The 25,265-nt window shown below is 74.7% G+C and carries 10 protein-coding genes and 1 pseudogene; 4 read left to right on the top strand and 7 right to left on the bottom strand.

What is annotated here, in order from left to right:
• Window positions 1–262 precede the first annotated feature (262 nt).
• From VF632_RS18760 to VF632_RS18745, 4 genes and pseudogenes are all read left to right on the top strand, one after another.
• Window positions 263–766: a hypothetical protein gene (locus tag VF632_RS18760; protein WP_331024466.1), complete on the top strand. Its 504-nt coding sequence runs from the start codon at window positions 263–265 to the stop codon at window positions 764–766.
• A 53-nt stretch (window positions 767–819) separates the two neighbouring features.
• Window positions 820–1,494 (top strand): annotated as a pseudogene (locus VF632_RS18755) (AAA domain-containing protein); the annotation flags it as partial.
• 134 nt (window positions 1,495–1,628) lie between these two features.
• Entirely contained in the window at window positions 1,629–2,657 is a 1,029-nt protein-coding gene (locus VF632_RS18750; protein ID WP_331024489.1) for a DEAD/DEAH box helicase, read from the top strand.
• 93 nt (window positions 2,658–2,750) lie between these two features.
• Window positions 2,751–4,571, top strand: coding sequence for a hypothetical protein (locus tag VF632_RS18745; protein WP_331024465.1), 1,821 nt, complete (start codon window positions 2,751–2,753; stop codon window positions 4,569–4,571).
• A 2-nt stretch (window positions 4,572–4,573) separates the two neighbouring features.
• Here VF632_RS18745 and VF632_RS18740 read toward each other — a convergent pair whose 3' ends face one another.
• From VF632_RS18740 to VF632_RS18710, 7 genes are read right to left on the bottom strand one after another with little or no spacing between them, the layout of a single operon-like run.
• Window positions 4,574–5,263: a hypothetical protein gene (locus tag VF632_RS18740; RefSeq protein WP_331024464.1), complete on the bottom strand. Its 690-nt coding sequence runs from the start codon at window positions 5,261–5,263 to the stop codon at window positions 4,574–4,576.
• A gap of 17 nt (window positions 5,264–5,280) precedes the next feature.
• Window positions 5,281–9,192 (bottom strand): hypothetical protein, encoded by a 3,912-nt coding sequence (locus VF632_RS18735; RefSeq protein WP_331024463.1) that lies wholly within the window; start codon window positions 9,190–9,192, stop codon window positions 5,281–5,283.
• Window positions 9,189–10,997, bottom strand: a complete 1,809-nt coding sequence (locus VF632_RS18730; protein WP_331024462.1) for a hypothetical protein — start codon at window positions 10,995–10,997, stop codon at window positions 9,189–9,191. The genes VF632_RS18735 and VF632_RS18730 overlap by 4 nt, the downstream gene beginning before the upstream one ends.
• Complete coding sequence (locus VF632_RS18725; protein ID WP_331024461.1) at window positions 10,994–15,001, bottom strand: hypothetical protein; 4,008 nt, start codon at window positions 14,999–15,001, stop codon at window positions 10,994–10,996. The genes VF632_RS18730 and VF632_RS18725 overlap by 4 nt, the downstream gene beginning before the upstream one ends.
• Window positions 14,998–18,075 (bottom strand): hypothetical protein, encoded by a 3,078-nt coding sequence (locus tag VF632_RS18720; RefSeq protein WP_331024460.1) that lies wholly within the window; start codon window positions 18,073–18,075, stop codon window positions 14,998–15,000. The genes VF632_RS18725 and VF632_RS18720 overlap by 4 nt, the downstream gene beginning before the upstream one ends.
• Entirely contained in the window at window positions 18,072–21,818 is a 3,747-nt protein-coding gene (locus tag VF632_RS18715; protein WP_331024459.1) for a penicillin-binding transpeptidase domain-containing protein, read from the bottom strand. Before VF632_RS18715 ends, VF632_RS18720 begins: the two co-directional genes overlap by 4 nt.
• Window positions 21,808–24,939 carry a hypothetical protein gene (locus VF632_RS18710; RefSeq protein ID WP_331024458.1) on the bottom strand — a complete coding sequence of 1,044 codons (3,132 nt, stop codon included), beginning with the start codon at window positions 24,937–24,939 and terminating at the stop codon, window positions 21,808–21,810. The genes VF632_RS18715 and VF632_RS18710 overlap by 11 nt, the downstream gene beginning before the upstream one ends.
• Window positions 24,940–25,265: the final 326 nt, after the last annotated feature.

Below are 25,265 nucleotides of genomic sequence, written 5' to 3'. Positions count from 1 at the left end.
CGGAGCACCTGGCTGCGCTGGAGAGGAACGCCCTCTTCGACGCCTTCGAGGCCGCGCGCCGACGCGCCGCGTTCGAGGAGGACCCGGCCCCGTACGTGGAGTGGCTCGCCGGCGCGCTGAAGGCGCGCGGCGGGATCCCCGCGCGGCCGCGCACGCGCGCGCCGCAGGAGTTGGACGCGGAGGAGTGCGAGCGCTGGGACCGGTGGGTCGACCACCTCCTGGGCGGCGATCCCGCGCCCGTCCCGGAGGCGTCCCGGAGGGGGTGGACCTCTTCGACGCTGCGTGCTGCGCCCGCTGGGGCGAGGAGGCCACGACGGACCCCGCGGACCGGCGCGTGCCCGTCCAGCTCTGCCGGCTGGACCGCGGCCTCCCCTCCGGGCGGCTCCGCTGGCCGCGCTTCATCCGCGAGGAGATCGAGGCCGAGTTCGAGCCGTGGGGGCGCTGGGTGGAGATTCCCGACGAGGACGGCGGCGCCTTCCGCGCCTGGACGGGCGACGACACCCCGCCCAGGCGCCGGCGGCTCACCCGTGCGGCCGTCCGTGAGATCCTGCAACGCCGGCTGGACGGGTGGGCCCGGCAGGGCACGCGCCCCGGCGCCACCGTGCGTTCGCGCCGGCTGCACGCGGTGCGGCCGAAGGGGTCGGTCGGTGCGTGGGAGCGGGAGATCCGCGCCGAGCGCCGGCGTCGCCGCTTCGAGCACCTGGCCCACGCCAACGCCGGGATGCACCCGACCCACCTGGAGCAGGCCCGCAGCCAGAGCATCTGACCCTCACCCCGAGTGCCCCGTCCCCCACCGGGGGGCGGGGCGGAGGCACATCCATGCGTCCCGTCCCCGGTCCCGGCGAGCTCCGGGACACCCTCCGCGCGGCGCTCGCCGCCGAGCGCGCGCAGGACCGCACCCTGAACCGGGAGCGCTCGCTCGACCGCCCGGTCCCCGTCCGCGTTGCGTCGCCGCAGGCGGGGAGAACCACCGTCCTCACCCTGGAGCGCCCGGTGCGGCTCGCCCGCGGTGCCGAGATCGCCCTGGCCGGGCCCGCCGGAACGCGCCCGGCGACGGTCCTCGCCGCCGACGGCGCGAGCGTCCACGTGGACGGCGTCCACGCCGACGTCCGACAGGTCCTGGGGCGCACCCTCCATCTCTCCGAGCGGCTGGAGTCCGCGCTGGAGGCGGCGATCTCCGCCCGCGCGGGGCTGGTGGCCACCGCGGCGGGGTGGGTTCCCGCCCGGCCGGGGCGCGGCCACGCCCCCGGCGAGGCGCTGCAGGAGGGGCTGGAGGAGGACCAGGCCGACGCGCTGGAGCGCTCGCTGGGCAGCGACCTCCTCCTCGTCCTGAGGCCGCCCGGAACGGGGAAGACCCAGACCCTGGCGCGCACCGTCCTCGCGCTCCTCCTCTCGGGGGAGCGCGTCCTGCTCCTGGCACCGACGCACGCGGCGGTGGACACCGCGCTGGCGCGGATCGCCGGCGCAGCGCGCGAGCGGGACGTCCCCGCCGCGGCCCTGCTGCGCCAGGGGAGCCACGGTCCGCTGTGGAAGGGCGACGGGCTGGACGGCGCGCACCGCGCGGGCCTGGACGCGGCCGTGGAGGCGCTGGAGGCCCGCGCGGCCCGCCTGGAGCGCGGGCGGTGGGAATGGGCGTGGGGGGTCGCCGGGGCGCTCGGCGCCGGCTGGGACGCGGCCGCCCGCCTGCGGCGCCTGGAGGCGCGGGCGCAAGGCGTCCTCCGCGAGGACGGCGCCCGCGTGGACGCGCTCTCGCTGCTGCGCGACGCGCGCGCTCTCGGCCGGACGGTGGCGGCCGCGTCCCGCCCGCCACGGCTGGTCGGCGCCACCCTGGCGGAGGCGCTTGTGCGGCCGCCCGCCGGCCCCTGGGACGCGGTGATCGTGGACGAGGCCGCGATGGCGCACGTCCCTACGCCCTCTGGGCGGCCTCGCTCGCCCGGCGCCGGCTCCTCCTCTGGGGCGACCCGCACCAGCTCGGGCCGGTGTGCCCCGTGCGCGATCCCGCCGCCCGCGGAGTGCTCGGCAGGAGCCTCTTCCACCACCTGGGGTGCGACCGGGCCGCCGTGGAGGACCCCCGGCGCCCGGTGCTGCGGGTGCAGCACCGGATGGCCCCGCCGATCCGCCGCCTCGTGTCCGACGCCTTCTACGACGGGATCCTCCAGGACGGCGCGGCCGTCCTGGGCCGCCCCGGCACGGTGGAGGTGCTGGACAGCGCGGGGCTCGCCGAGGCACGCGTGGTGGGCGGCAGCCGCACGAACGAGGTCCACGCGCGCATGGCGGCCGGGCGGGTGGAGCGGCTCCGCCGTCAGGGCGTGGGCTCCATCGCCGTCCTCACCCCCTACCGCGCCCAGGTGGACCGGCTGCGCGCGGCCATCGCGGAGCGCGTCTCCGACATGGAACGCTCGGGCGGCCTGATCGGCACCGTGCACAGCGCGCAGGGGAGTGAGCACGACGCGGTGATCGTCGACCTGGTCGCCACCCGGCACGATCCCGGCCGCTTCCTGGACGAGCGCGGCAACCCCGAGGCCGCCTCGCTCCTGTGCGTCGCGCTGTCGCGGGCGCGCACCTCGCTCACCCTGCTGGCGGACCCACAGGCGCTCCCGCACGGCGGCGTCGCGCGGCGCGCGCTCATGGCCGCGAAGCGGGCGAACGCGGCCTGAGCGACCGTCCCCGCCCTTCCCGCACGGGGTAGAACAGGGCAGCGAAGATCTCCCCTTTCGCAGGGAAACCCCTGTCTCCGCCGCCCGGCTTCCATGTCCGACGCCGCCTCGTCAGAGCCACTCGGCAGTCCCGACGGGACCGATTGGGACGACTCGTACCCGCCCGCGCCGCTCACCCTGGCGAAAGCGGACTGGCGGGAGGAGCGTGCATTCCGGCTCCTGATCCTGGAGCAGGACGATCCGCCGGACGGCGCGCGCTTCCGCGTCCTGGAGTGGTACGAGCACGACCTCGCGCTGCACGAGGATGTATCCATTCGGTACAGCGGCACCGACCTTCGGACCGCCGCTCGCGTGTTCGGCGAGGAGTTCGAGCGGCTGAGCGCGGCCCCAGCCATCGGGGCGAGCCCGGTCCATGACATCGACTTCGACTTCACGTTGCTTGCGCCCCACGAGCTGATGCGGCCTGTCGAAGAGCGTACGCTCGTGAGCCTGGACCGCGGCGGGCTGGACGAGCTCCTGGCGCGGCTGCCGGAGGCGGGTCCCCGCTTCGCGCCGCCCATCGAGCCCACCTGGCCCACCCGGCGCTCCGAGCCCCCGGCGCTCTCGCCGCAGGCCGCCGCGGTGCTGCAGCCGATGCGGGAGCAGGTGCGCGCCGCGAGCGCCTACCGCACCCGAATCCTGGCGGCGCATCCCGCGCCGGTCACGCAGTTCGACGTGCCCCCGAGCCCGGAGGCCGCGCGTGCCGCCGAGCGGATGGAGGCGCGCCTGGCCGCGCTGGAGGGCCGCCCGCCCGAGCGCGGCGCGGCGCCTCCGGAGGCGCCGCCCGCCGAGCCGCTCTCCGCCGCGCCCCGCGAGGTGCAGCCCGCGGTGCTGGAGCGGATGGAGAGCGTCGTCCACGCGCACGCCCTCGATGCGTACCAGGCGGAGGCGGCGGTCCGCGCCGGGGTCCGCCTGATCGCCCCGGGCGCCGAGCAGGGCGTGGTGGCCGCCGTGCGCGCCCCCGGGGTGGACTCCGGCGAGCCGGCGGCGAGCGCCGCGCGGGCCGCGCTCGGCGAGCGGGGCCTGCGTGCCGAGCGGGATCGGGTCGCGGCGCTCGCCACGACCGCGTGGGAGGCCCGGAGCCGCCTGGACCGCCTCAACCAGCGCGCCGCCGAGGTGCTGGAGATGCGCCGCGACCGTCCCGGCGCCGCTCTCCCGCCCGAGGCGCGCGTCGACGCGCACGAGGTGCTGCGCGAGGTGGAGCGCCGCCGGGACGAGCTCGCGCGCGCCGACCTGGAGCGGCGCGCCTTCACCGACCCCGCCGTGCTCCCCGCCGGCGAGCCGCGGATGCAGCCGGGGGGAAAGTACCAGGACAACCGCTCGGTCGAGTGCCTGCGCTGCGGGACCACGGCGGGGCGCGAGGACGGCCGCAGCCGCCTCCACACCGACGGGACGCCGAAGCTCGACGCCGACCGGCGCCCGGAGCGCTTCGCGCCCCGTGACGGCGAGCTATGCACGCCCTGCTGGCTGAACGGCGCGCCGATGTCGGTCCCGGAGCTCAAGCTGGCGCAGCGGCAGGCGCGGCTGCTGGAGGCCGTGCAGGTGGGCTTCCGGCCCGGAAGGGCCGGGTGGGACGAGCGCGCGCGGGAGTGGACCGCGCGGGAGCGAGCCCGGCGCGGCATGACGGAGATCCTGGACGAGCGCCTGGACGCGCCCTCGCCGTGGGTGGTGCAGCCCAGCCCGGCGGAGGTCGGCGACCGCCGGATGGAAGCGCTGATCGAGCGCGAGGCGCTCCGCGAGGAGGCGCTGGAGAAGGGGCAGTGGGACCTGCCCGAGGGGCGCGAGGCCGCCTGGTGGGACCTCAAGTTTGCCGGGATGGAGGACGGCGGGCCCGTGGCGCGGCCGGAGCCGTCGCCGGAATCAAACCTCCGGTGAAATCAGAGATCCTTTCGGTGCCAGCGCCATTTGGAGACGAGAAACAGGTTCCCCGCACCGGTGGCCGCGGCGGGTCCGCCGGTTCCCCCGAATAGCGCCTCCTCGAAGAAATGCTGCTGCCAGCGCGCATCACCCTCTACCCGCTTGTGAATGCCCGGGGAGTCGCAATACTGCTTCCAGTACTCCATGCGCTGCGCGGGGGTGAGGTTGGCCTCACCCAGCGACGGCCAGGGGATGTACGGTCGCACCATGTAGCTGAACGAGACGGTGTCGGTCGCGCTCGGCTCGCCCAGCACCTCTTCGGCGGGGATCCCGCCGAGGACGGCGAGGGTGCGCGCCGCGTCTTCGCGGCCGGGGGTGACCGGCAGCGCCAGGACCTGGATCGTTGCCGGCAGCACGCACCGTCGGGCGATCTCGTCGGCCAGGTCGCGACCTTCCCGCTGTAGCACTCCCGCCCACTGCCGAACGCCCGTCGCTTCGTGCTCGCGCGGAAGAAGGAGAAGCTTCACGACGGTCTCCGGAAGCCCGCGCGCAAGGCTTTCGGCCAGCGTGAAGAACGGGCTGTCGCGGTGGGGAAGCGACAGCCGCTCGTACGACGGCTCCATCCCCAGTTCCATTGCACGCGCGCTGCGCAGCGCCTGCTCCACTACGTCGAGCGCTTGGGGAAGAAAGTGGGTGACCCTGGTCGCCATTGCCGCACCCTTTTCGCTTATGGCCGCGCCACGTGCGCGAAGCCGGCATAGTAGTGCTTGTGCACCGCGTCGAAGAAAAACGGCCGCTCCAACCGCACCACCAGCGTTTCCGAACCGGGCCTGGCCTCGTATCCCAGGCGCTGGGAAAGGGAGATGCGACTTACCTCGCGGTCGATGAACCGGAAGGCCGGCGCATCGATGGAGCTCTGGTAGTAGACCACGGGCCGGTACTCCAGCCCCAGCGGCTCGGAGATTCCGCGCACCAAGTCGTGAAAGCGGGGGGCAAAGCCCGCCCGGGAAAGGCGATCCTGCAGATCGGCGAGCAGCGAGTCGCCCAGCCCCGTTCGAATCCGTTCCAGCTGCTCGAGCGGGAACGCTTCCGTAAGGTACTGGATGGCCAGCACCACCCGGTCCAGCTCCCCCAGCCGCTCGGGAGGAAGCAGCTGCATACGCAGGCGGCCCGCAATATCAGCGTTCGTGCCGTCCAGCCCGCGCAGCACCTCCGCATCCACCAGGAGCGGACGCTCCGCGCGCCCGTCCGGACCGCCCCGCATCGTGGACAGGAGCCGGCTGTACGCGCCCGCGTGGTTCACCACGAAGTGCAGCAGCGCCCGGTAGCTCTGGTCCCACTCGGCGCGCGCCGCGTCCGAAAGGCCGGCAACCCTGTCGTTGACGGCGGGAACCAGCAGGGCGCGCCAGAGCTGCTCCGCCCACCGGGCAAGCACGTCCACGTTCACTAGCACCTCCTGCACCCGGGTCTGACCGTCCCCCGGAAGCGACTGGATCTGGTTCACCACGCGGTTTACCCGGGGCTGCACGGCGTCCGCGCCAGCCTGGCGGTGGTCCTCGGCCAGCGCGGCGTCGGCGGGGTTCACCAGCAGGCTCCACGTATGGTCCGTCACCCGGCTGCGAAGGCTCAGCAGGTCGCGCAGAAGGCCCGGGTGGCCGTGCAGCTCGCGGAGCAACTGCGCGGAGCGCTCCGCCTCGGGAGAGGTCAGGTCCGGAAGGATCTGCTCGATGCGCGTCTGGTACGGCGCCCACTCCGTGCGCACCCGCTCCGCCGCCTCCTTTTGCGCCGCATCCAGGATGAGGCCCTTCCAATCGTCCACCGCCGAACGGGCCCGAGTCTCCACCGCCTGATGGATCTGGGACGGCAGTCCGCGCAGCTCGGTCAGGATCCGCTGTTCGGTGCGCGTCAGAACCTCCTCGACGAAGCCCGCCAGGTGCTCCGCGATGAGCCGCACCTCGGCCGCCGTCCGGGCCACCGTGGCCGCCCCCTCGACGAGCGAGTTCTCCCGCGCCTCCAGCCTCTCTTCTCTCGCGTTCAGGGCCTCGTGCCGCACGTTGAGGTTCTGCTCGGCCGTGTGACGCACCGACGCCGCCGCCGTCCGGTCGAGCAGGCGATCGAGGCTGGAAACCCACTCGGGGATCCGCCTACTCTCCTCCGCCTTCTTCAGCTCCCGTTCGAGCAGCTTGTCGATGTGCTCCGGCGCCAGGCCAGTCGTCGTACCGCCGCCCTCCTTTCGCCGCTCCGGGTACCGCTCGTTCCGCGTGTCGTCCGCGCCTTTCGTTGCGGCTGCTGGGAGCGTGACTTCCGGAGGATTCGTGTCCTCCACATGCGGGAGAGCTTCACTGGCGCCCACCGCCGGCTGGCGTACCAGCCACCATCCCAGCAGCAGAGCGGCCTCGGGCTTCTCAATTCCCCTGGGTTGTGCAGGAAGCCCGTCACCGCCGGCGACCCGCACCTCGTCGGCGAGCCGGCTCAGGTCTGGGTGCCTGGCACGGCCTTCCTCACTCTTCTGCTCCGACCAGAAGCCCAGCAGCACCGCCAGCCACGGCGCGCGGCGCAGCTCTTCGTGCAGCGGCCCCGGCTGCGCGTCATCGCCCGCGTCGCCGCCCTCCGCTCCGGACCGGCGGACGGGGCCGAACGCGCCGCGCGCCTCCCGGCCGAGCCGCACCCAGACGGCCGGAGACGTGCGGACGTCGTCCGGCAGCTTCTCCAGCTGGTACAGGTATGTCCGGACCGCGGCGGGTACCATCTCGCTGGTCAGGACCGCGCGCAGCACCCCGTCCTCCGCCGCGTGTCCGCCCGCAAGCTCCGCCCCCAGCGCCAGGTGCGCGGCCCACCGCGTGGCACCCTCCGCATCGGCGTCTCTCCACGGGGGGCGAGCGGCGCGCAGGGCCGCTGTGCCCGCGGCCCTGACCACCTCGTCGCGCGCCTCCGTCCACTGCTGCTTCTTTCCGGATGAAGAGGGCTGAGACGCGGCAAGGTAACGCCCGCCCAGTACCAGGAACGCCGGAGAGGCGCCCCACAGGTCCCGCTTCACCGCCGTTGCCGGCCTGTCGAATCGCAGGAGCTGGTCGAAGTGAGTGACAACCTTTCCGTTGCTGTGGAGCGCGGCGCCGGGCTTCTCGCGGCGCGGCAGCCGCAGCGCCTGCAAGCCACGCCGGGCGGGGAGCCCGGTCGGATCGGCAAGTGCCCACCCGAAGGCAACCACGTCCAGCGGCGCGCGTTGCGAGCGCTCGGTGAGTGCGGGGGCGGTGGAACGGACGGCCTCAATGACGAGCGCGCGGTACAACCGCGAGCGCAGGTCGTCGTCCTTCGTGTCTCGGTGCCTCGAATGCAGGTACGCCGCCCCCAGCAGCGACACGAGCACGATCAACCCGGCGACGATCAACTCTGCCAGGGACCAGCCTGGCGGCCGCGAGGGAACCACGCGGACGGTCAGGGTGTCGGTTCCCAGCACCAGCCGGCGCGCCGTGGCGAGCGAATCGGCGAGCGCGGCGGCGATGATCCAGGACAACGAGTCGTCACGCGCGCGGCTTTCGATGCGGGGAGCAGCGGAGAGAACCAGCACGCCGCCGTATCCCCACGCCGCGGTGATCCCCGTCCGCGTCCGCCAGAGGCGGTCGCCGACGCTTCCGCAGCTTCCCACGCCGGCGAGCAGGCTGGCGCAGGACGCGCGTACCGCCGCCGCCAGCGGGCCCGCGCGGTTGCCCATCGAGTCCGAGACCGTGTAGACGCCGCGCCGCAGAGCACGGTCCCACGAGCATACGGCGCGGAACACCTCCGCCGCGCAAAGGTCGGTGCCTCCCACACCGGGCTGCGGGAGATCCGCCGCCTTCAACACGATCTCCTGCGCGAACGGCCCGGGGCCGGTGCTCCTCCTGCGCACCCCGGGCACCCAATTGGGCCACGGACCGTTCGACACGTCCGCCGCCCCGACCTGGACCCCGGTAAGGGTGAGGAAGAACCCGGCGGTGTCTGCGCGAAAGAGCCGCAGTGTATCCGCCGGGCCGGGGGTGCACGGTCTGCCGTCCGCCACCAGCCAGCGGCTGTAGCGCGGTACGGCGACTTCCTCACCGGGCGTAACCTCGACCGGGAAAGCGGTCGGCGACGCCGCCGCCGTCGCACGCAACGTCGGCAGACGCACCCGGCCCGTGTCGCCCCCGAGCGGCGCGAGCGGCGGCGCGGAGTAGACGGTGCAGCGGCCGAACCTGCCGAGATCGTTGACGCCCCGCAGCTGCGTTCCCGGCAGCCGCTGGCCTCCTCGCCGCAGCGTTGCCTCGGCGGCGTCCAGCAGCGTCAGCCACTCCGCGGCGCCCTCGCCCTGCAGAAGCCAGAGCTCGCCCTGCGGACCCACGGCCACGGCGGGAAAGCGGACGGCCTGCGCCTGCCGCGGCGCGGGCGCCGCGCCGGCGAACGGCGTGAGCCTGGCCTGGGAACCCTGCTCGAACAGCTGCGCCGAGAGGGGGTCCGCCTGGGGCCAGCTCCACCCGAACCAGACGCTGTCGGGGGCCCCGGGGGACGGCACCACGAAGTAGGCGGTGCCGGGGGCCGTGGCCAGCCGCGGGACCCGCGCCTGGGCCACGGCGTTCCCCGCGGGCAGCGCCAGCAGCGCCGCCAGCACCCACGCTCGAAGGCTCATGCGCTCTTCCTCATGATGAACCACTCCTCAAACCAGTTCTCCTGCAGCCGGTGCACGGGATGGATCCAGTCGCCGGCGCCGTCCGGCTCGGGGGCAATGGAGTGTGCGTCGAAGCGTTCTCCCGAGACTTCTCCGATGGCCTTCTGCAGAAAGAAGTTGTAGGCGATCCATGCGGTGTAGGGAGGAGCCGTGGGAATGCGCAGCAGCGGCATGGACGACCAGGCCAGGAGCAGGTCCACGTCCCTGGCGCCGTCGAAGAACCCGCGCTGCACCAGCGACTGCAGCACATCGTAGCTGAGCGTGCGCTTGCGCACGGTCCGCCGTCGCGTGTCGTTCTGGGGGTTGTGAAAGGCCACCACCCCCCATCCGTCCACCAGGGGATGACCGGACTCCAGCAGCACCCGGTCCGGCGGGTCCAGCCACGGGGCCTCGACGTAGATCTCCGCCCCCGCCTGCAGGGGACGCCGGTAGGTGACAAAGTCCCGCGCGGCGAACGTGGCCACCCCCTCCACCACCGCCAGCTTGCGCGGGTCGGCCCCGTGGCTGCCCAGCGGCCGCGGCGGCTCGATCGGCGCGCCCTTGGCGATCCGCCCCTCGAGTGCGGCGCCCACGGCCTCACGGAAGCCGGCGAGCAAGCTGGCCCGCCCGCTCACCACCACCTGCGTGACGTCCGCCAGCACGGCGGGGTGCAGGCTGTCCAGCAGCCCGTGCACGGCCAGTCCCAGGTACCGGTTATACCCCGCCTTGAGCGCTTCGGCCAGCGGGTGTCCGTCGGGCGAGGTGTCGGAATACCCGCGCTCGTCCACCAGCGCCTTGGCCAGGGCCTGATGGCGGTCGCCGTCCGGGGGCGCGGAGGTGGCGGACCAGAACCGCAGCTTGTACCCCGGGGCGGCGCGCAGCCGCTCCAGACGCCCGCGCTGGCGCTGGCCGAGGCCCGACCCGCCCTGCTCGGCGATCAGCGCGTCCAGGTCTATGCCGCCCACGGGAATACCGGCGTGCGCCACCACCCGGAGCCCCTCGCCCTCAATGCGTACCACGGTGGCGTCGGTGGTGCCCGCGCCCGCGTCCAGGATGAGCGCCGATCCCGAAAGCACGGGCTCCCGGGTCAGGCGCCGTCGTCCGAACTCGGCGTACGCCACGGCCTCCGCCTCCAGGACAGTCGTGACCCGGGGAGAGGGGCGCCGCCCCGTGGCCGCGGCCGCTCCAAAGAACACGCCCCGTTGAAGGACCTTTACCCCCTGCGGCGGAAAGTTGTTGGGCACCGCCAGGTAGATTTCGAATCCGTCGCGCAGGCGCTGGCGAAGCGTCTGCCCCTTCGTGTCGCGCGCGGCGCGCAGGGCCTGCGCCGCCACCGCCGCCACGTCGAGCAGGGCCTCCTGCTCCCACCCCTGCACGTTCTTTCGCGCCAGGAGCTCGATACGCCGCTTGAGGCAGGGAAAGTAGTCCCAGCGCTCGCGCGCGCCCGGGTCCTCCTCAATCACCATCTCCAGGCGGTAGTTGCCTTCCAGCGACGATGAGCGAAGTCCCTCACGCCGGCCGAAGTGCGACGGCCGCAGGGGCTCCCGCTCCGGGCCCAGGATCAGCACGTCGGGAAGGTCACGCGCGACCACGGCGGCGGCGATGGCGCTGGTGCCGAAGTCCACCGCCAGGGCGACAGGAACGCTCCACTCCCCGGTGTCTTCCTGCCGGGGAGTGGGCCAGGGAGGATACACCACCTGGGCCTCGTCCAGGTCCCCGCTGGTGAACAGCTTCTTCAATCCGCTGCGGAGGTTGCGGATGTCCGCCACGGCGATCGGCGTGCTCATGCCGTCAGGCTCCTCTCCGGCTGTGGTTGAAAGGTCCAGCGCACCACCCCGCCCCGCTCCACGCGCACCCGCAGCACGGCGCCGCGCTCCTCCCCCGGGCGCGGACGGGGGGGAGGGGCGGCCTGGCGGACCTCGGGAACGCCCTGGCCTTCGGACGCCGCGCCCTTGCCGCCGATGGCCCGCCACAGCCGCTCGGCGTCGTATCCGGGCACCCCCGGCACCGCGTTCAGGGGCGGATGCGACGAGTAGACCAGCCAGGCGCGGGCCCATCCCTCCCAGTTCACCGGCTCGGCCGGCACCCCGGCCTCGGGGACGGGCTCACCAGCGCGGAGGAGCAGCCGGGCGCGAAAGCCTTCCGTGTTCTGGGTGATCAGGATCAGGTGGTCGCGCAGGATGTCGCGGCTGGTCTGGATGCGGGTCTGCTCGAAGGCGAGCAGCGCCAGCGCCCCCTCGGCGACGGCGCCCTTGAGCCGCTCCGCCTGCGCCCGCACGCGGTTGGCACCCCGACCCTCGCCTGCGCCCAGCCAATGCAGCCAGGCACGCTCGGCACCGGCCGGCACCAGCCCGCGGGTCGTGAGCGCCTCCGCCAGGTGCTGCTTCCACCCGGCGCCCAGCGAGCCCCGCCCGCTGAGCACCACCTGGTCAAAGCCGGGCGGCGCCCACGCTGGCTGCAGGCTCAGCCTGCCCAGCAGCGCGTCCAGGGGGGTGTCGATGGCCGCGCGGAAGTACTCCCGGGCGGTGTCGTCCGCCAGGAACCGGGCGACCTCGGGGTCGGGATCGGCGTGCAGCGCCTCCGGATCGGTAAAGCGGGTTTCCTTGATCCCCCGCAGCTTGCGGGCGCCTCCCCCCACCACGCCCAGGAACGCCCCCACCGCTTCGTCGAAGCGGTTCCCGGCCGCGCGAGAGACGGCAAGCCCCTCCACCGCGATCTCAGCCAGCGTGTCGCCCGCGAACGTGCACCGGACGGCGGCGTAGTCCACCGTCCCGGCACCCACGTCTACTACCAGGGTACGTGCCGGGCGGCTTCCCTTTCCCCGCCGCAGAAAACCGTACACCACCGCCTCGGCCTCACGCAGGGGAAAGACCTCGACGGCGCTCCTCCACCCGGCAAAGCGCTCCATGAGCGCGCTCTGCTCGGCGTGGGTAAAGGAATCGGGGACGGTCACCAGCAGCAGGTAGCGCAGCGGAGCCGGGAGCGGCCGGGAATACGGCCGCCAGATCCCGTCCACCCACCGTGCCAGCCGCACGTTTCCGCCCTCCCGCTCCACCAGCTCGCCCAGCCGGCCGATCACCTCGCCGGCGGCGATCCAGGCCGCCTGGTCGCCCGGGTTGTCCATCAGCGCCTGCTTGAGCGAATCGAACCCGTGGCCATCGGTGGCCAGGCGGCCCCGGTCCCCCGCCTTGACCACGTGCCCCTCGGCGTCCACGCCCACCTCGCTGTCCAGCTCCCCCGGCCACTCCTCGGGATTGGAGTCTGGGTCCGCCGGGATCAGCGGATCGGGGATGCAGACCGCCGCCACACGCTCCGGGCCTTCCATGTCGCCCAGGAACGCCATGCGGGTCGCGCTGGTGCCGAAATCGACCGCCACCCCGTGAATCTGCTCGCCGGGGTACACGCGGACGCTCTCTCGCGCGCTCTCGAGGGGACGCGCCTCGAGCTCCACGTTCTCTCGCACCTCGCTCCAGAAGCCGCGGACCTCCACCTCCAGCCGCCCCGTGCGGGCGGCCACGTCGAGCAGTTCCGCGGGAAAGACCTCCAGCGGCAGGTCTAGCTCGGCCCGGTCCAGAAGGAGCGAGAGCTCCGCGGCGGCTTGGCCCGCGTGGCGGATGGCGGCGCGCACGGGCACCGCGACGTCACGCCCCCCGGCCAGCGCCCCGGCCCGCGCCCGCGCCTTCAGCTCCAGCCGCACGGGATACGGACGCGCGGTGACGCCGGGCTCGGCCGGGTGCAGCAGGCGCAGCGTCCCCAGCTCCAGCGGGACGTCCGCCGACCATTCGCGCGGGTCGATACGCAGTCCCCGGTATAGGTACCCCTGGTCCAGCCGCACCAGCACCCGCGGCGGGCGACGGACGGGAACGTGCCCCAGCCGAAGGGTGCAGGGGAGGTAGAAGGAACCCGGAAGCACCCGGATGCCGCCCGCCGCCACCCCGCCCACCTCCACCTCGATCCCCGCGCGCAGGGGCACGCCCACCGGGGCGCGGTCCACGTCCACCACGCTGTCCGGTGCGTACAGCGCCAGGGGCGCCGCGCCGGCCCCCCGCTGCACCGGCACCTGCACCCGCAGGGGCGACGCCTGGCGCCCCGCCGCGCCTGCCGTGGGCGTGCGCACCTCCACCACGCGAGCCGCCTCGGCGTCCGGGCGCAGGGGGACCTCCGCCTGCAACCCCGTCCCCCACACAGGGACGGTGACCCGGCCCCCGCGGCGGCGCCCGGAACGGCGCTGCAGCGCCAGCCGCACGGCCGTCGGCGCGCCGCCGCCGGTGGCCAGCGGGAGGGGGGCGCCCGGCGCGAACGGGGCGCCGTCCGCGCCCAGCAGCACCGGGGCCAGGACCGTAGGCGACAGGAAGTGCCACCCCCACCAGCCCAGCACCCCGAGCGCCGCGACCGCGCAGGCGGCCAGGATCAGGTACTCCGTGAGCCCGAGCAGCGACTGGGCCCAGCTGCGGCGCAGTTCCAGCACCGTCAGGACGGGGGGCGCGGCGAGCGCGGCGGTATCGGGGCGGGGGCCCACCAGGGCGGCGACCTCCATCTTCCAGTCCACGGGAACGCGGCGGCGGAACGCCTGGCGCCGCAGCTTGGCGCCGAACGCCTGGGAGGGAAGGCAGCGGGCGGCGTGCGCGTGCACCTGGTCCGCGGCCCGGGCGTCCAGCGACGCCGTCTCCCCCCGCAGCACCCATGCGTCGGGCGCCAGCACCATGGTGTCGGGAGATTCGCCCGGGCGCGTGCAGAGAAGCCTGGCCTGCAGGCGCAGCAGGTCGCCCTGCGCCACCGGCCGCGGGGGTGCCAGCACCACCCGCAGCGACCCGGACGGGAGCAGGCCGGAAGTGGACTCGAAGAAGCCGGGGCGGGGATCGTAGCGTGGATCTACCGCCCGCCACGTGCTGTCGCTCCGCGCCTGCAGCGCCAGGGGGAGCGAGGCGGGCGGGTTCATCATCCGCTCCAGCGAAGCGCTGGTGACCTTCCACAGCGCTACCCCGCCTTCCGCGCCCGGACGGCCGCCGCGGCCCAGGAGGCGAAAGGTCATGGAGCGCGCGGCGCGGGCGTGGTGGCCCTCCACCGCCCGCCCCGCGGGCGAGTCGCCGAAATCGCGGACGATCTCCGCGGCCAGCGAGTTCACCTCGTTCACGCGCCCGCCCACCTGCACCCAGATCCAGTAGACCGACGCCGGGAGCTCGCCCCGGTCCCGGGCGAAGGCGGCGGAGGCGGCGGCGTACTGCTCCGGAAAGGTGAGCAGCGGGCGAGAGAACGCGCGTGCCTCCGTTCCGGGCCCTCCTCCCCCGCGCTCGGTGGCGCAGTCGGGGGGGGCGCTGGCGAGCCGGCAGGTGATGGCGGCGCGGATCTCCGCGTCCACCCTCTCCCGGTCCCCCGCCCCCGAAGCGTGGAGGAGGCGGAAGGCGGGCGCGGGCTCGCCGGGCGCGCCGGGAAGGGTGAGCATCTGCCGGAGCACCTGCCCCACCCGCTCGCCGGAGCTTTCCCGCGTAAGGGGCGCGCGGCCGGGAAACTCTTCGGTCGCCCCGTCGGCAAAGAGCGCGACCGCATCTCCCGGGAGCACCAGGGGGCCGGTGCCTGGCCCGGCAGCGCCGTCGGCGAACAGCAGGTCCAGCACCTGCCCGCGCCAGACGGCCAGCGAGTCGCCGTACGCCTCCGGGTGCGCGCCGAACGGCGACCCTACCCGGCGCTCCCAGGTGACCACCACCAGGGTCCGCCCTTCATCCTGGCCCGCGGCGGGCAGGGCGAGGAGCGCCAGCGCCAGCCCGCAGGCGAGCCAATTGGCGTGCTTCACGGTGTCTCCCCCCCGTCGGACGCAGGCGGCGGCCTTCCGATCACCCGCGGCTCCGGCGGCGCGGCGGGCCGATCGGCCGTGCCGCCCTCCGTGGGCAGCGCGGGGGGCGCCGCCGGGGCTCCGGGGACGGGCGCGGGTTTGCCTACCACCCATGGCCCGGGGTCCACGTCACGCGCGTGCAGAGGCGGGCCGGCGGGGTACGCGGTCTCGGACGCGGGATCTTCCCGCGGCGCGGGCGCGGACGGGGGGGCGACGGCGTCCGGGGGCGCCGGAGCGGGGAGTCCGACCACGCGGGGCGCCGGCGCGGCCCCCTGCCCATGGGCGCGGGGCGGAGTGGGCTCGGCGGGTGGCGCCCCGATCGTTCGCGGGCCCGGTGCGGTCTCGTGCGGCGGGAGCGCGGCACCCGCGGGCCCGGGCTCCGGCACGCCGATGGTGCGGGCGGCTTCCGGCGCGGGCTCAGCCGTGCCGATCCCCACGCGGCCGGCGTCAGGGCGCGGGGGGAGTGAGGACCCGGGAAGGATCTCCCAGACGCGCACGGCCAGCCGCTCGGCGGGGATGCTGAACTCGCGGCGAAAGACGACGATGCGGGGGGACTGCCGCTGAATGACCTCGGGGGTGTACCCCTGCAGCGGCTCCGGGCGCAGCTCCATCTCCATCCGCTGCACCTCAATCCACTCCCGGAGCGCCTCCGGGGTGGGGAGTTCGGGGGGGAGGGGGTTCCCCTCCCATCGCGCCTCCGTCCCGCGCTCCACCACCAGCCGGAACTCCGAGGCCCGGGGCTCCGCCTCCTCCAACACCAGGGGGTGCCCCTCCACACCGGCCGCGGCCAGCCAGACCGGCGCGCCCAGGTGGGCGAAGAGCCCACCGAGGCTCCATCCTTTCCCCGCGTCCCAACGCAGCAGGTAGCCGCTCCCTCCGCGTCCCGGCACGGCCGCGCCGCGGAGCGGGACGTCCAGCGCCAGCCACAGGGTGTTCGCCTCGGCACCCTCGAGACTGTAGGTCATCCCTGGGATGGCGTCCCCCGCGAAGCGCGCGGGACCCGGCTGCACCGCGCCCCACGCCGCCGCGATCTGCGTCCCGCGGCCCAGCTTTACCGACGAGGGGCGGTCCCCGTCCACCACCTCGGCCCCCATGCGCAGGGTGGGACGCGGCGTGTCGGGATCGTCGGAGAAGTGGAAGGCGAACGGATCGTCGGGATCGCGGACCACGTGCAGGGGCGCAAAGGAGCGCAGCAGCGTGGCGTCCATCGCGGGGAACAGGGGAAGGGGCGTGCGGGCGACCCACAGCACCACAAGGCTCTGCGCGCCCGTCGCCGATTCGAAGACGGCCTCGGCGCGCTCGTACCCCGCCACGTAGCCCCAGAGGTCGATCCACAGCCCCGCCATCCGCGGCGTGGCGGGGATGCGGACCAGGGGCGCGTGCGACTGGGGCTGCACCAGGCGAAGCCGCTCCCACGGCACGGGCTCGGGGACGTACAACCCGCCCCAGCACAGCGGGCCGCCGGGCCCCGTGACCAGCACCGGCGCGCTGGGGTCGGCCCAGTCGGCGGCGCGGGCAATGCGGGGGGCGCCCGGCCGCAGCCGCCAGCGGACGGACTCGATGCGCGGATCACGGTCCGCCCCATCCAGTGGCACGGGCCCGCCCAGGCTGCCGTACACGGTCGCCGTGGACAGCACCTCACCCCCCGCGTACACCGACCAGCTGTCGGGCCCCAGCATCAGGCGCGTCTGCGGGAGCCCGGAGCCGCTGTCGCGGTCGAACCATTCCCGCAACCCGTGCTCCACGAGGGCGATCCGCGGCCCGAAGCGGTCCACGTCGGCCTCGCGTCCCAGCCCGGTCTCTCCCCCCGCGCCGGGGACCATCCACTCCTCGCTCACCTGCGCCAGCAACTCGCCGTTGGCCTGGGCGACCACGAAGGCCCTGCGCGTCCGCCGGTCGGCCACGCGCCACAGGCAGGCGTGCGCCGCCGCCTCGCCTCGCCCGGCCGGTACCCGCCACTCCCGCGCGCCGCCGAACAGCGTCTCCCATGACTGTTCCGACTGGAGCAGCCATGCCTCCACACCAGGCGGGGTGGGCTGCGGCGCCTCCGTCCCGCCGCCGACCTCCGGGGGAGGAAGCTGGGCGCCCAGGCGCTGCGCCCGGAGCTGGCACCCGGCGGCGCCGCCCGCCCGGCACGACACGATGTCGGGGAGCAGGGCCCCCTCGGGGACCAGCACAACCAGGCGCACCGGGAGGGCGGTGTCGGCGTCGGCCACGTACCGGCTCCATCCCGCCTGCGTGGCGGCGCGCAGATCGCGCACCTCGAAGCTCGCCGGCTCGTCGAACGCGGTGCCCGACGCGTCCCCGTCGAGCGGCTGCACGCGAAGCGCGCCCTCCACCTCGAAGCCGCGGCGCTCGGGGCGCCCGGCCGCGCGGTCCAGGGTGAAGGTGCCCTCGTACTCCAGACGAGGACGCGGCACGTGCGCGAGCCGCGCCCAGGTCGCGTCGCCCATGGCGCACCGAAGCACCTGCCGCGCCTCGCCCAGCCGCTTCTTCCACTCCTCCGGCAGTCCGGCGGCCGCCCAGCGCACGCGCACGTGCACCGCGTCGCCCACGGCGGCGTAGCGCCAGTCCAGCGTGGGCGGCTGTGCCCCCCAGCCGGGGCGCGTGAACACGGCCTCCGCCTCGTCGTGCCCCAGCGCTGCGACGCCCGCGCCGCCCGCCTCCGGGAGCAGGCGCACGGTGTCGTCCTGCAGCGAAAGGACGCAGGCGATGGAGGTGCCGACGGTCGCCTCGCACTGGCGCAGCACGCTCTCGGCCAAGTCCAGCTCCTCCCAGCGCAGGAGCCACGCGCCGGCGCCGTCGGGGACCAGCGCCCGCGCGAGCCGCGTGCGGAGGGAGCGCTCCATCCGCCCAAGCGCCGCGCGCCCCACCCGCCCGCGCGGCAGCTTCCCGCGATCCACCACGAGCCGCGGCTCGGCCGGCGTCCCGGCCGCTGACGCCCCGAGCGTCACCTTGCCTGGCACGGGTCGCCCCTCGCGCGTGAACAGCCGCCGCACTCCGGTCGCCATCCGCTTCGCCGTTCGCTTGATCATCGCCTCGACACCTCTGCCCAGCGCTCCACGGCGAGGGCGATATCGGCCCCGATCGGCACCGCCTCCGTCGGCTCGTCATCCACCAGCACCGCGACCACGATCCCTTCCGCGCGCCCGGCGCCCGGGAGCGCGGCGAGGACGAACGCGTGATGAGTCTTCGTCGTCCGCGGGCCGCGGGGGGCTTCCGCCAGCGCCGCCGCCACGGCGTCCAGCTCTCCCCGCGCGGGGTGACGGCCGTACGCATGGATGCCGGCCGGGTTCCGGGGGTACGCGGGGTCCTCGCACGCCCGTGCGCCCCGCGCGGAACCCGCCGGCGCTCCGGCGACCCGGCCGGCCGCGGCGAACAGGCCCGGGACCAGCACGTCGTACAGGGACCCCACGTCGGGAGGCGTGGCGAAGGGGAAAACGACGCCGCACCCCCAGTCCACCAGCGCCTGCCACTCCACCCGGCGGCCACGCGCGGCCTCCGGGAGAGTTTCCTGGCTGTAGGTGCCGGTCTTGCCACCCCAGCGCTGGCGGAGCCCGGACCAGCGGGGCGTCCCGAAGAAACGGCGCGCGGTTCCGTCCTGCAGTACGGCGCGCAGGGCCGAATGCAGCGCGGGCACCGCGGGAGCGGCGCGATCCAGGAGCGGCTCGCCCGCGCTCCCCGCGCACTGCGCCCGGAAAAGGCAGGGATGGACGGTGCGTCCGTCGGGGCGCACGGCGGGGGCGTACAGGACCGAGAGGGCCAGGACGGAGCCCTCCACCTGTCCCTGGCCGATCAGCAGCTGCGCGTACTGCACCTCCGGCTCGCCCTCGTTCCGGCCGCGTTTCACGGTCTGCGAATCGCTCCCAAGCGCCTCGACCGCCGGCGCGGTCGTGGTGTGCGGGTCCAGCCGGGCGGGGCTGGGAACACGGGGGTAGGAGAAGTCGCGCCCCGGAAGCAGCGCGGGAACGCTCCCCGCGTTCGCGGGGGTGAACCACGCGGCCAGAGGCACCGTCACCGGCGCGCCCCGCCGCTGAAAGGTGAATGACGCCGGTCGCGGCTCGCCCCCCGCCTGGCCCGGCCAGGGCTGAAAGCCGCTGCGCACCAGCAGGCCGTAGACGCTGCGCGGAACGCCGCCGCGCCCGCCCAGGTCCTCGGCCAGCCCGTCGCGCACCCCGTCGGCGACGGAACTGCCCGCACCAAGCACCAGGACGGTGGAGTCGCCCCCCAGCATCCCCATTTCTCCCGCGGCCAAGGGAGGCGACGCCGGCCCAAGGGAGCGGAGCGGCGCCGTGGCGGGACCCACGTGCCGGAACCCGGTCATGATGAAGAAGCTGTTGCACGACTGGGCGAACCGCTCCACCAGGGTGCTGCGGTTGAAGGCGGCGTCCGTGGCGGGGAGCAGGTGCGAGGCGCCCGTCCCCGCGTGACACTTGCGCGGCGAGGCGGGGCCGGGACGGCCGGGCCGCTGCCGGGAAACGAAGAGAAAGGCGGAGTCCCGCAGCCGGGACTCGGGCACCGTCCACCCCGGCCGCGCCGCGGAGGGCGCGGGCCCGTCGCGGAGCCCAGAGTTCACCAGGGCGTAGGCACCCACCACCTTGATGGTGGAGCCCAGGGGCCGCCGGCGCTGGAACGCCGTGTTCTCCAGGCCACGGGCCAGCTGGGCCCCCGCCTCCCACGCCGACGGCGGGCGGTCGGACGAGGCGGTGCGGCTGTTGGCCACCGCCAGCACCTCGCCGGTCCGCGTGTCCAGCACCAGGGCGCTCACGGCCGACGCACCGTCGAAATCGTCCACCCCTGCCGCACGGACGTCGACGATGGACTGCACGGCCAGCTGCAGGTCGCCGTCCACGGAAAGCTCCAGCGGCGGAAGCGAGTCGCGGGGGGTGGAATCGGGCACGAAGGCCCGCAGCGCGGCCTCCACGCCGCGCAGCCCGCCCGGGTCGCCCAGCAGCGGCGCCAGCCCGGCGCGCCGGTAGAACTCGTCCACGAAGCGCCGCCGCCCGCCCACGCCGGAGAGGGTGGCCCAGGCGCGCTCGCCGCGGTCTACCACGCGCAGGTGCACCCCGCCGGCCGTCCACTCCATCCACTCACCGTTCCCTAGCACCGTCTGGCGGTCGGCCAGCACGACTCCATCCGCGCCCTGCACCGCCCCGCACGCGGCTCCCGCCGCTACCGACACGGCGCCGCGGCCGGCGCCACCGGCGGGGCGCAGGTCCAGGGTGCACCCGCCGCACCCGGCGGCTGGGTCGGCGCTCCACGTTCCCACGCGCGGGTCGCCCTGGAACGCGTACGCGCCCAGTGGATGGTGACTCCCGGACGATGCGTCGACCAGCGCTCCTCCCATGGTTCCCAAGCACAGCCTTCCCGTGGCGCCGGTGAGCGAGAAGGAGGCGAGAACCTCGCCTCCCCGCAGCGCCTGGACCGCGTAGCGCGCGGTGGAAGCGCGCAGAAAGACGGCGGGGAGGGTCGAACCCGGACGGGGCTCGTCGTTGAAGCGCGTGCTCCCGAAGCGCACGCCCCACAGCGCGCGGGCGGCGGGCTGCGCCTCCTGCCGCCCTGCGGCGCCGGACGCGGCGGGGTCACGCCGCTCCAGGCTCCAGTCGAACGCCAGCGGAAGGGTGAAGGCGTCCAGCAGGTAGCCGCGCCCCGCCAGCGATGCATTGGCGCCGTCCACCAGGGCCGCGGCGGTGGGGGCCATGTCTCCCCAGCGCACGCGGCGGTATCGGTCACCCAGCTGCTCGTCCACGGCGCGCCGCACGCCGGGGGCCGCGGCCGGCGCGTCGCACCCGGGGTGCTCCACCGGCCGCCACGCCACCCGGACCGAGTCTTCCCCGCGCTCCAGGCACAGGAACTCGGCGTCGATCATCTCCTGCACCACGTCCTCCACCTCGAGGCTGGTGCGCCGCCGGGCCAGGTTGCCCTTGGTGAACAGCACGTGCGCGGGCATCACCTGGAAGCTGGAGGGGAGCGGCCCGGCGCGGTCCGGGCCCTCGGCCACCCACAGGCGCCCCAGCCAGCGTCGGTCGCCCCCGCCCCCCGTGTCCGCCGCGCCCGCGCGCGTTTCCGTGGCGCGGACCCGGTTCTCGCGCTCCAGGACGAACCCCGCCCCGCGGTCCGGCGCGGCGGACACGTGGAACGCGACCAGCCCCAGCCACAGCTCGTCCCCTGCATACAGCGGATACACGCTGTCGGCGCCCAGCGTGCCGCCGCCCCGGGCCCCGCCCGCCCGGGCGATCGCCATCCGCCGCAGCCGGTCGTGCACGCGCACGCACCCCGCGGGGCGAGGCCGGGCGCTCGCGTCGCACTCGACCACCTGTGCCGCGCGGCCCGGGATGCCGTAGCCGCGGAAGGGAAAGCGCACGGGCTGGCGCGCGGCGGGGTCGGCGCTGCTCCCGATCCAGTCTTCGGGACGCAGCCGCGCCCCCGCGAGCGACACGGTCGGAACGCCATCGGTGCCCACCGCCACCTCGATCCGCCCGTCGCCCACCCAGGCGCGATGATGCCCGCCGGAGCAGACGCGCGTGGAGTCGCCGCGCGTGCGCTCTCCCGGCTCCAGCACCTGGTAGCACGCGTCGTTTCCGCCACGCCGGTCGTCCCGCAACTCCAGCAGCGCCCCTTCGCCGGTCCACGCGCCGTGCACGTAAAGCCGCCCCACCGGCGGGCGACCACTGTCGCCGGACCACGATGCCAGCAGCGGAATCAGGCCAAAGGGGACCAGCAGCAGGAGTAGCGCGCCGAACAGGATGATGCGGCGCGGCCAGCGCTCAGTTCGCATCGAAGCCTCCCGCCGCCACGCGCCACTCCCCCACAGCCGACCAGGCGGCAAGGGGGAGCACAAGGGCGGCCGCATAGAGCAGGTGCGTGGTGGTGCCGTGGCTGACCCAGGGGAACACCAGGCCGGTGATCGGTATCTGCGGCGCCACTCCGGTGCCCAGGTGCACCAGCCACTGTGAGGGGAGGAGGATGGCGGTCATCCCCAGCAGGAGCCCCGTGGCGCGCAGCAGCACCGCGGGCGCGTCGGCGGCGTACCCGCGAACCGCGTCGGGGTCCTCGCGCGCGGAGGCGTCGTCGACCTCCTCCTCCACCAGGCGCGCTTCGCGCAGCGCCTGGTCGGCCGCGAAGGCGAGCAGGAACGCCGCGGCGACCAGGACGAGCGAGATCAGGAACGCCCAGCCCAGCCCGAAGTTGGAGGAAACGCCGAACACGGCCAGGTCGGAGTTGAGGTTGGGGACCCAGCGCGGACCGCCCCCCGGCTCGCTGGCCAGCCAGCGGACCTGGGTGATCCACTCTCCCGCGGTGGGATATGCGGCGTTCTCCACCAGGGCAAAGCGCTGCCGGGGCCGCTCCAGCACGTCCTCGGGCGCCTTCTCCACCATGAAGTTGAGCGCGTCCAGGGCGCCCAGCAGCATCAGCCCCGAGGCCGCGGCCAGCCAGAACCGCACCCGTGCCGCCGCTGCCCCCATCCGCCCACGCCCTGCTTCCTCCGTCTGCACGGCCCAGAGAAAAAAGCCGGCAAGTACCGCCGGGATCCACGCCGCCAGGCTCCCCATGTCGTCCAGTGGCCACAGCGCGCCCACGCCGCCCACCACGAGGGCGCCTCCCCAGGCAAGGACCAGCAAGATCACATCGCTGTGGCCTTCGGTCCCGCCGCGCCGGAGCGCCCAGAACCCAAGCGCCGCACCGGCCACGAGCGAGAGAAGACTCACTACTTTCGGCATCCCGGCGCCCGTGAGCAGGAAGACGACGAGTGCCACCCAAACCGCGACACTCGTGCGCAGCATCCACATCGACTCACTCCGCTTCTCCGCCTCCCCAGGCTCATCGGTGCTGTCGGCCTGATCCCAGTGGACCGCCGCGTACCACGCCAGCGCCGCCATGATGGACAGATGCAGCGCCAGGGCACCGCGATCCAGCTTCATGTACAGAACGCCCGCACCCGCGCACCCCACGCCGGCCAGCCCCAGGGATGACGCTACCGGGTGCGCCAGCGCCCACTCGACAAGCCCCGCACCCATCTGCCGCGCGCCAAGCAGGCGGCCGACGAATGCGACCCCGGCGGCAATGAAGAGCACGGCCACGGCTCCCAAGGCCAGCAAGGCACGCCAGCCGTTCACCGGGCCCGCGACGGTAGCCGCGTCGCGAAGCCGCGAGAACCACATCCCCGTCGCGGGCGTCAGCCGCGCGTCCAGCACGCACCAGCCGAACGCCAGCGCGAAGGCGAGCGCCACCCCTACCAGCCCGAGCGCGGTGCGGTAGGCGATGCCCCTGTCCAGGAAGGTGAACCACGCCGCGAAGCAGAGCACCGCCACTGTCAGCGTCATCGCCTGGATAAAAGACTGGCCGTACGTGGGGGTGGCGGCCAGGTCGGGATGCGTGCTCAGGTACATCTGAAAGGCCAGGCCGACGAAGAGCAGGAGCGAGATCGCGATGGAGGCGAGTTGCAGGCAGGTGGCCGGGGACATCCCGGCCGGCGCGAGCAGCTCCCGCCCCCAGTCCGGGTGCTTGCGGACGAAGGCCGCGCGGCGGCGGCGGGCCACCGTCAGCGGAAAGGCCTGCACCAGGAGCGCAAGGCCCAGGAAGGCGCCGCCCCCGGTCCGGGCCGCCCGCTGGACGGCGCCGGCACGCGAAGGCGCCACGCGCACCAGCGTGCCGCCCACGCCCAGCAGCAGTTCGCCGGGCCGATCCCCCACGCGCACCACGGTGTCCTCGGGAAGGAGCCGTGCGGCCGCGCCGTCCTCCAGCTCCACCGTCGCCGCGGGTTCGCTGCGGATCCGGATCTGCCGCTCGCGGCCCGCGACGGCGGCGGTGCACAGGATGACGCTCTCCGTGCGGGCGGAGTCCCGGACGCCGCCTTCGAGCTCCACCACCCGCTCACGGGCCCCGGCCGCGGCGCCCGAGGGGACGATCCAGGTGTCCCGGGGACGAGCCCGCGGGTCGCTCCGGGAGGGGTGGGCCACCCGCACCCGCAGCGCGCCCGGAGACGCGCCGCAACGGGGGATCTCGCCCAGCCACGCGGGGTGGTAGCTCTCCGTCCCGGCGCTGCCGCCCAGATACGCGGGGAGCCCCGGACGTCGGGCGTGCAAAAGGTCCAGCCGGTCACCGCGGGCGCGCACCACAAAGCTGTGCGGGCCCACGCGGGCGACGGAGCTGTCCTTCAGCTCCAGCCGTCCCAGGACGGCGACGGTGTCTCCCGTCGCGGAGTCCGACACGGTCCACGGGTGGCCCGCCCGCGATCCCACGTCCAGCTGCTCCAGGGAGGAGGACCGCATCCGCACCCACAGGCCGGGGAGCTCGGCCGCGACGCGAGGCTGCAGCACGCGGGCGCGGGGGGCGCGCGGCTCGCGCAGGGTGGCCAGGGGGTGGTCCGGTTTCGTCACGCAGATGCTGCGCGGCCACCACCAGCGGCACTTCCGGACGCGCCGCCACGCCTCGCGGGTGCCGGCGGCGATTTCCCGGCACGCCGCTTCCGCGTCGGCGGGCGCCGCGCCCTTGCTCCGCCACACACGGGGACGGCCGTGCGCGGCGGGACAGGAGACCACCCGCACCCCGCTGCGCGAGCCGGCTACGCGCACGGCGCTGAGCGGGTCGACCACCGCCCCCTCCCACCTCCTCGACGCACCGCGAATCCACACCGCCAAGCCGGGAACGCGGCCTACATACACGGTGTCACGCCCGCTCGCCACGGCGAACGTGCGGGCGTCGCTGCGCGTCCAGGGGGATACGGCTGTGCGCGGAAGCCGCTCGTCGTCGCCGGCCAGCACATTCGTCCCCGCCGCCGCCGATGCGATGTGCCACCGGGGGGAGGCACCTCGGGACAGCGTCAGCAGCGCGGCCGCCCCCCGGCCGTCGATCCCCGCCAGCGTTACGTCAGCGAGCACGGAGTCTCCCAGCAGCACGGTGGGAGATCCAAGGACTGGGGCCGCTCTGTACCCGGCCACCTCGGCGGCGGCGTCGGCGGCGCCCCCATTACCTAAGGGAAGCGTGATGGCGAGGAGAGCGAGAAGGATTGGACCGGCCACTGCCAACAGCAGATCCGCCGGGCCAGGTCGAGCGAGAAGTAAAGGGCGGGAGGAGAGGGGCGATCCGACCATAAAAGTCTCATTGATTCCGGCCTCGCGAAATGCAAGGCGCCAACATCAATCGCGAGTGCGTCAAGTACTTTATCGCAAACGCGGGTTTGGCCGGCGGCGTCCCTCTCGTACCGGCGCCGAAGTCAAGCGCG

This window comes from Longimicrobium sp. (genome assembly GCF_036388275.1).
GTDB lineage: Bacteria > Gemmatimonadota > Gemmatimonadetes > Longimicrobiales > Longimicrobiaceae > Longimicrobium.
This window is presented reverse-complemented; position numbering and strand designations above follow the sequence as displayed.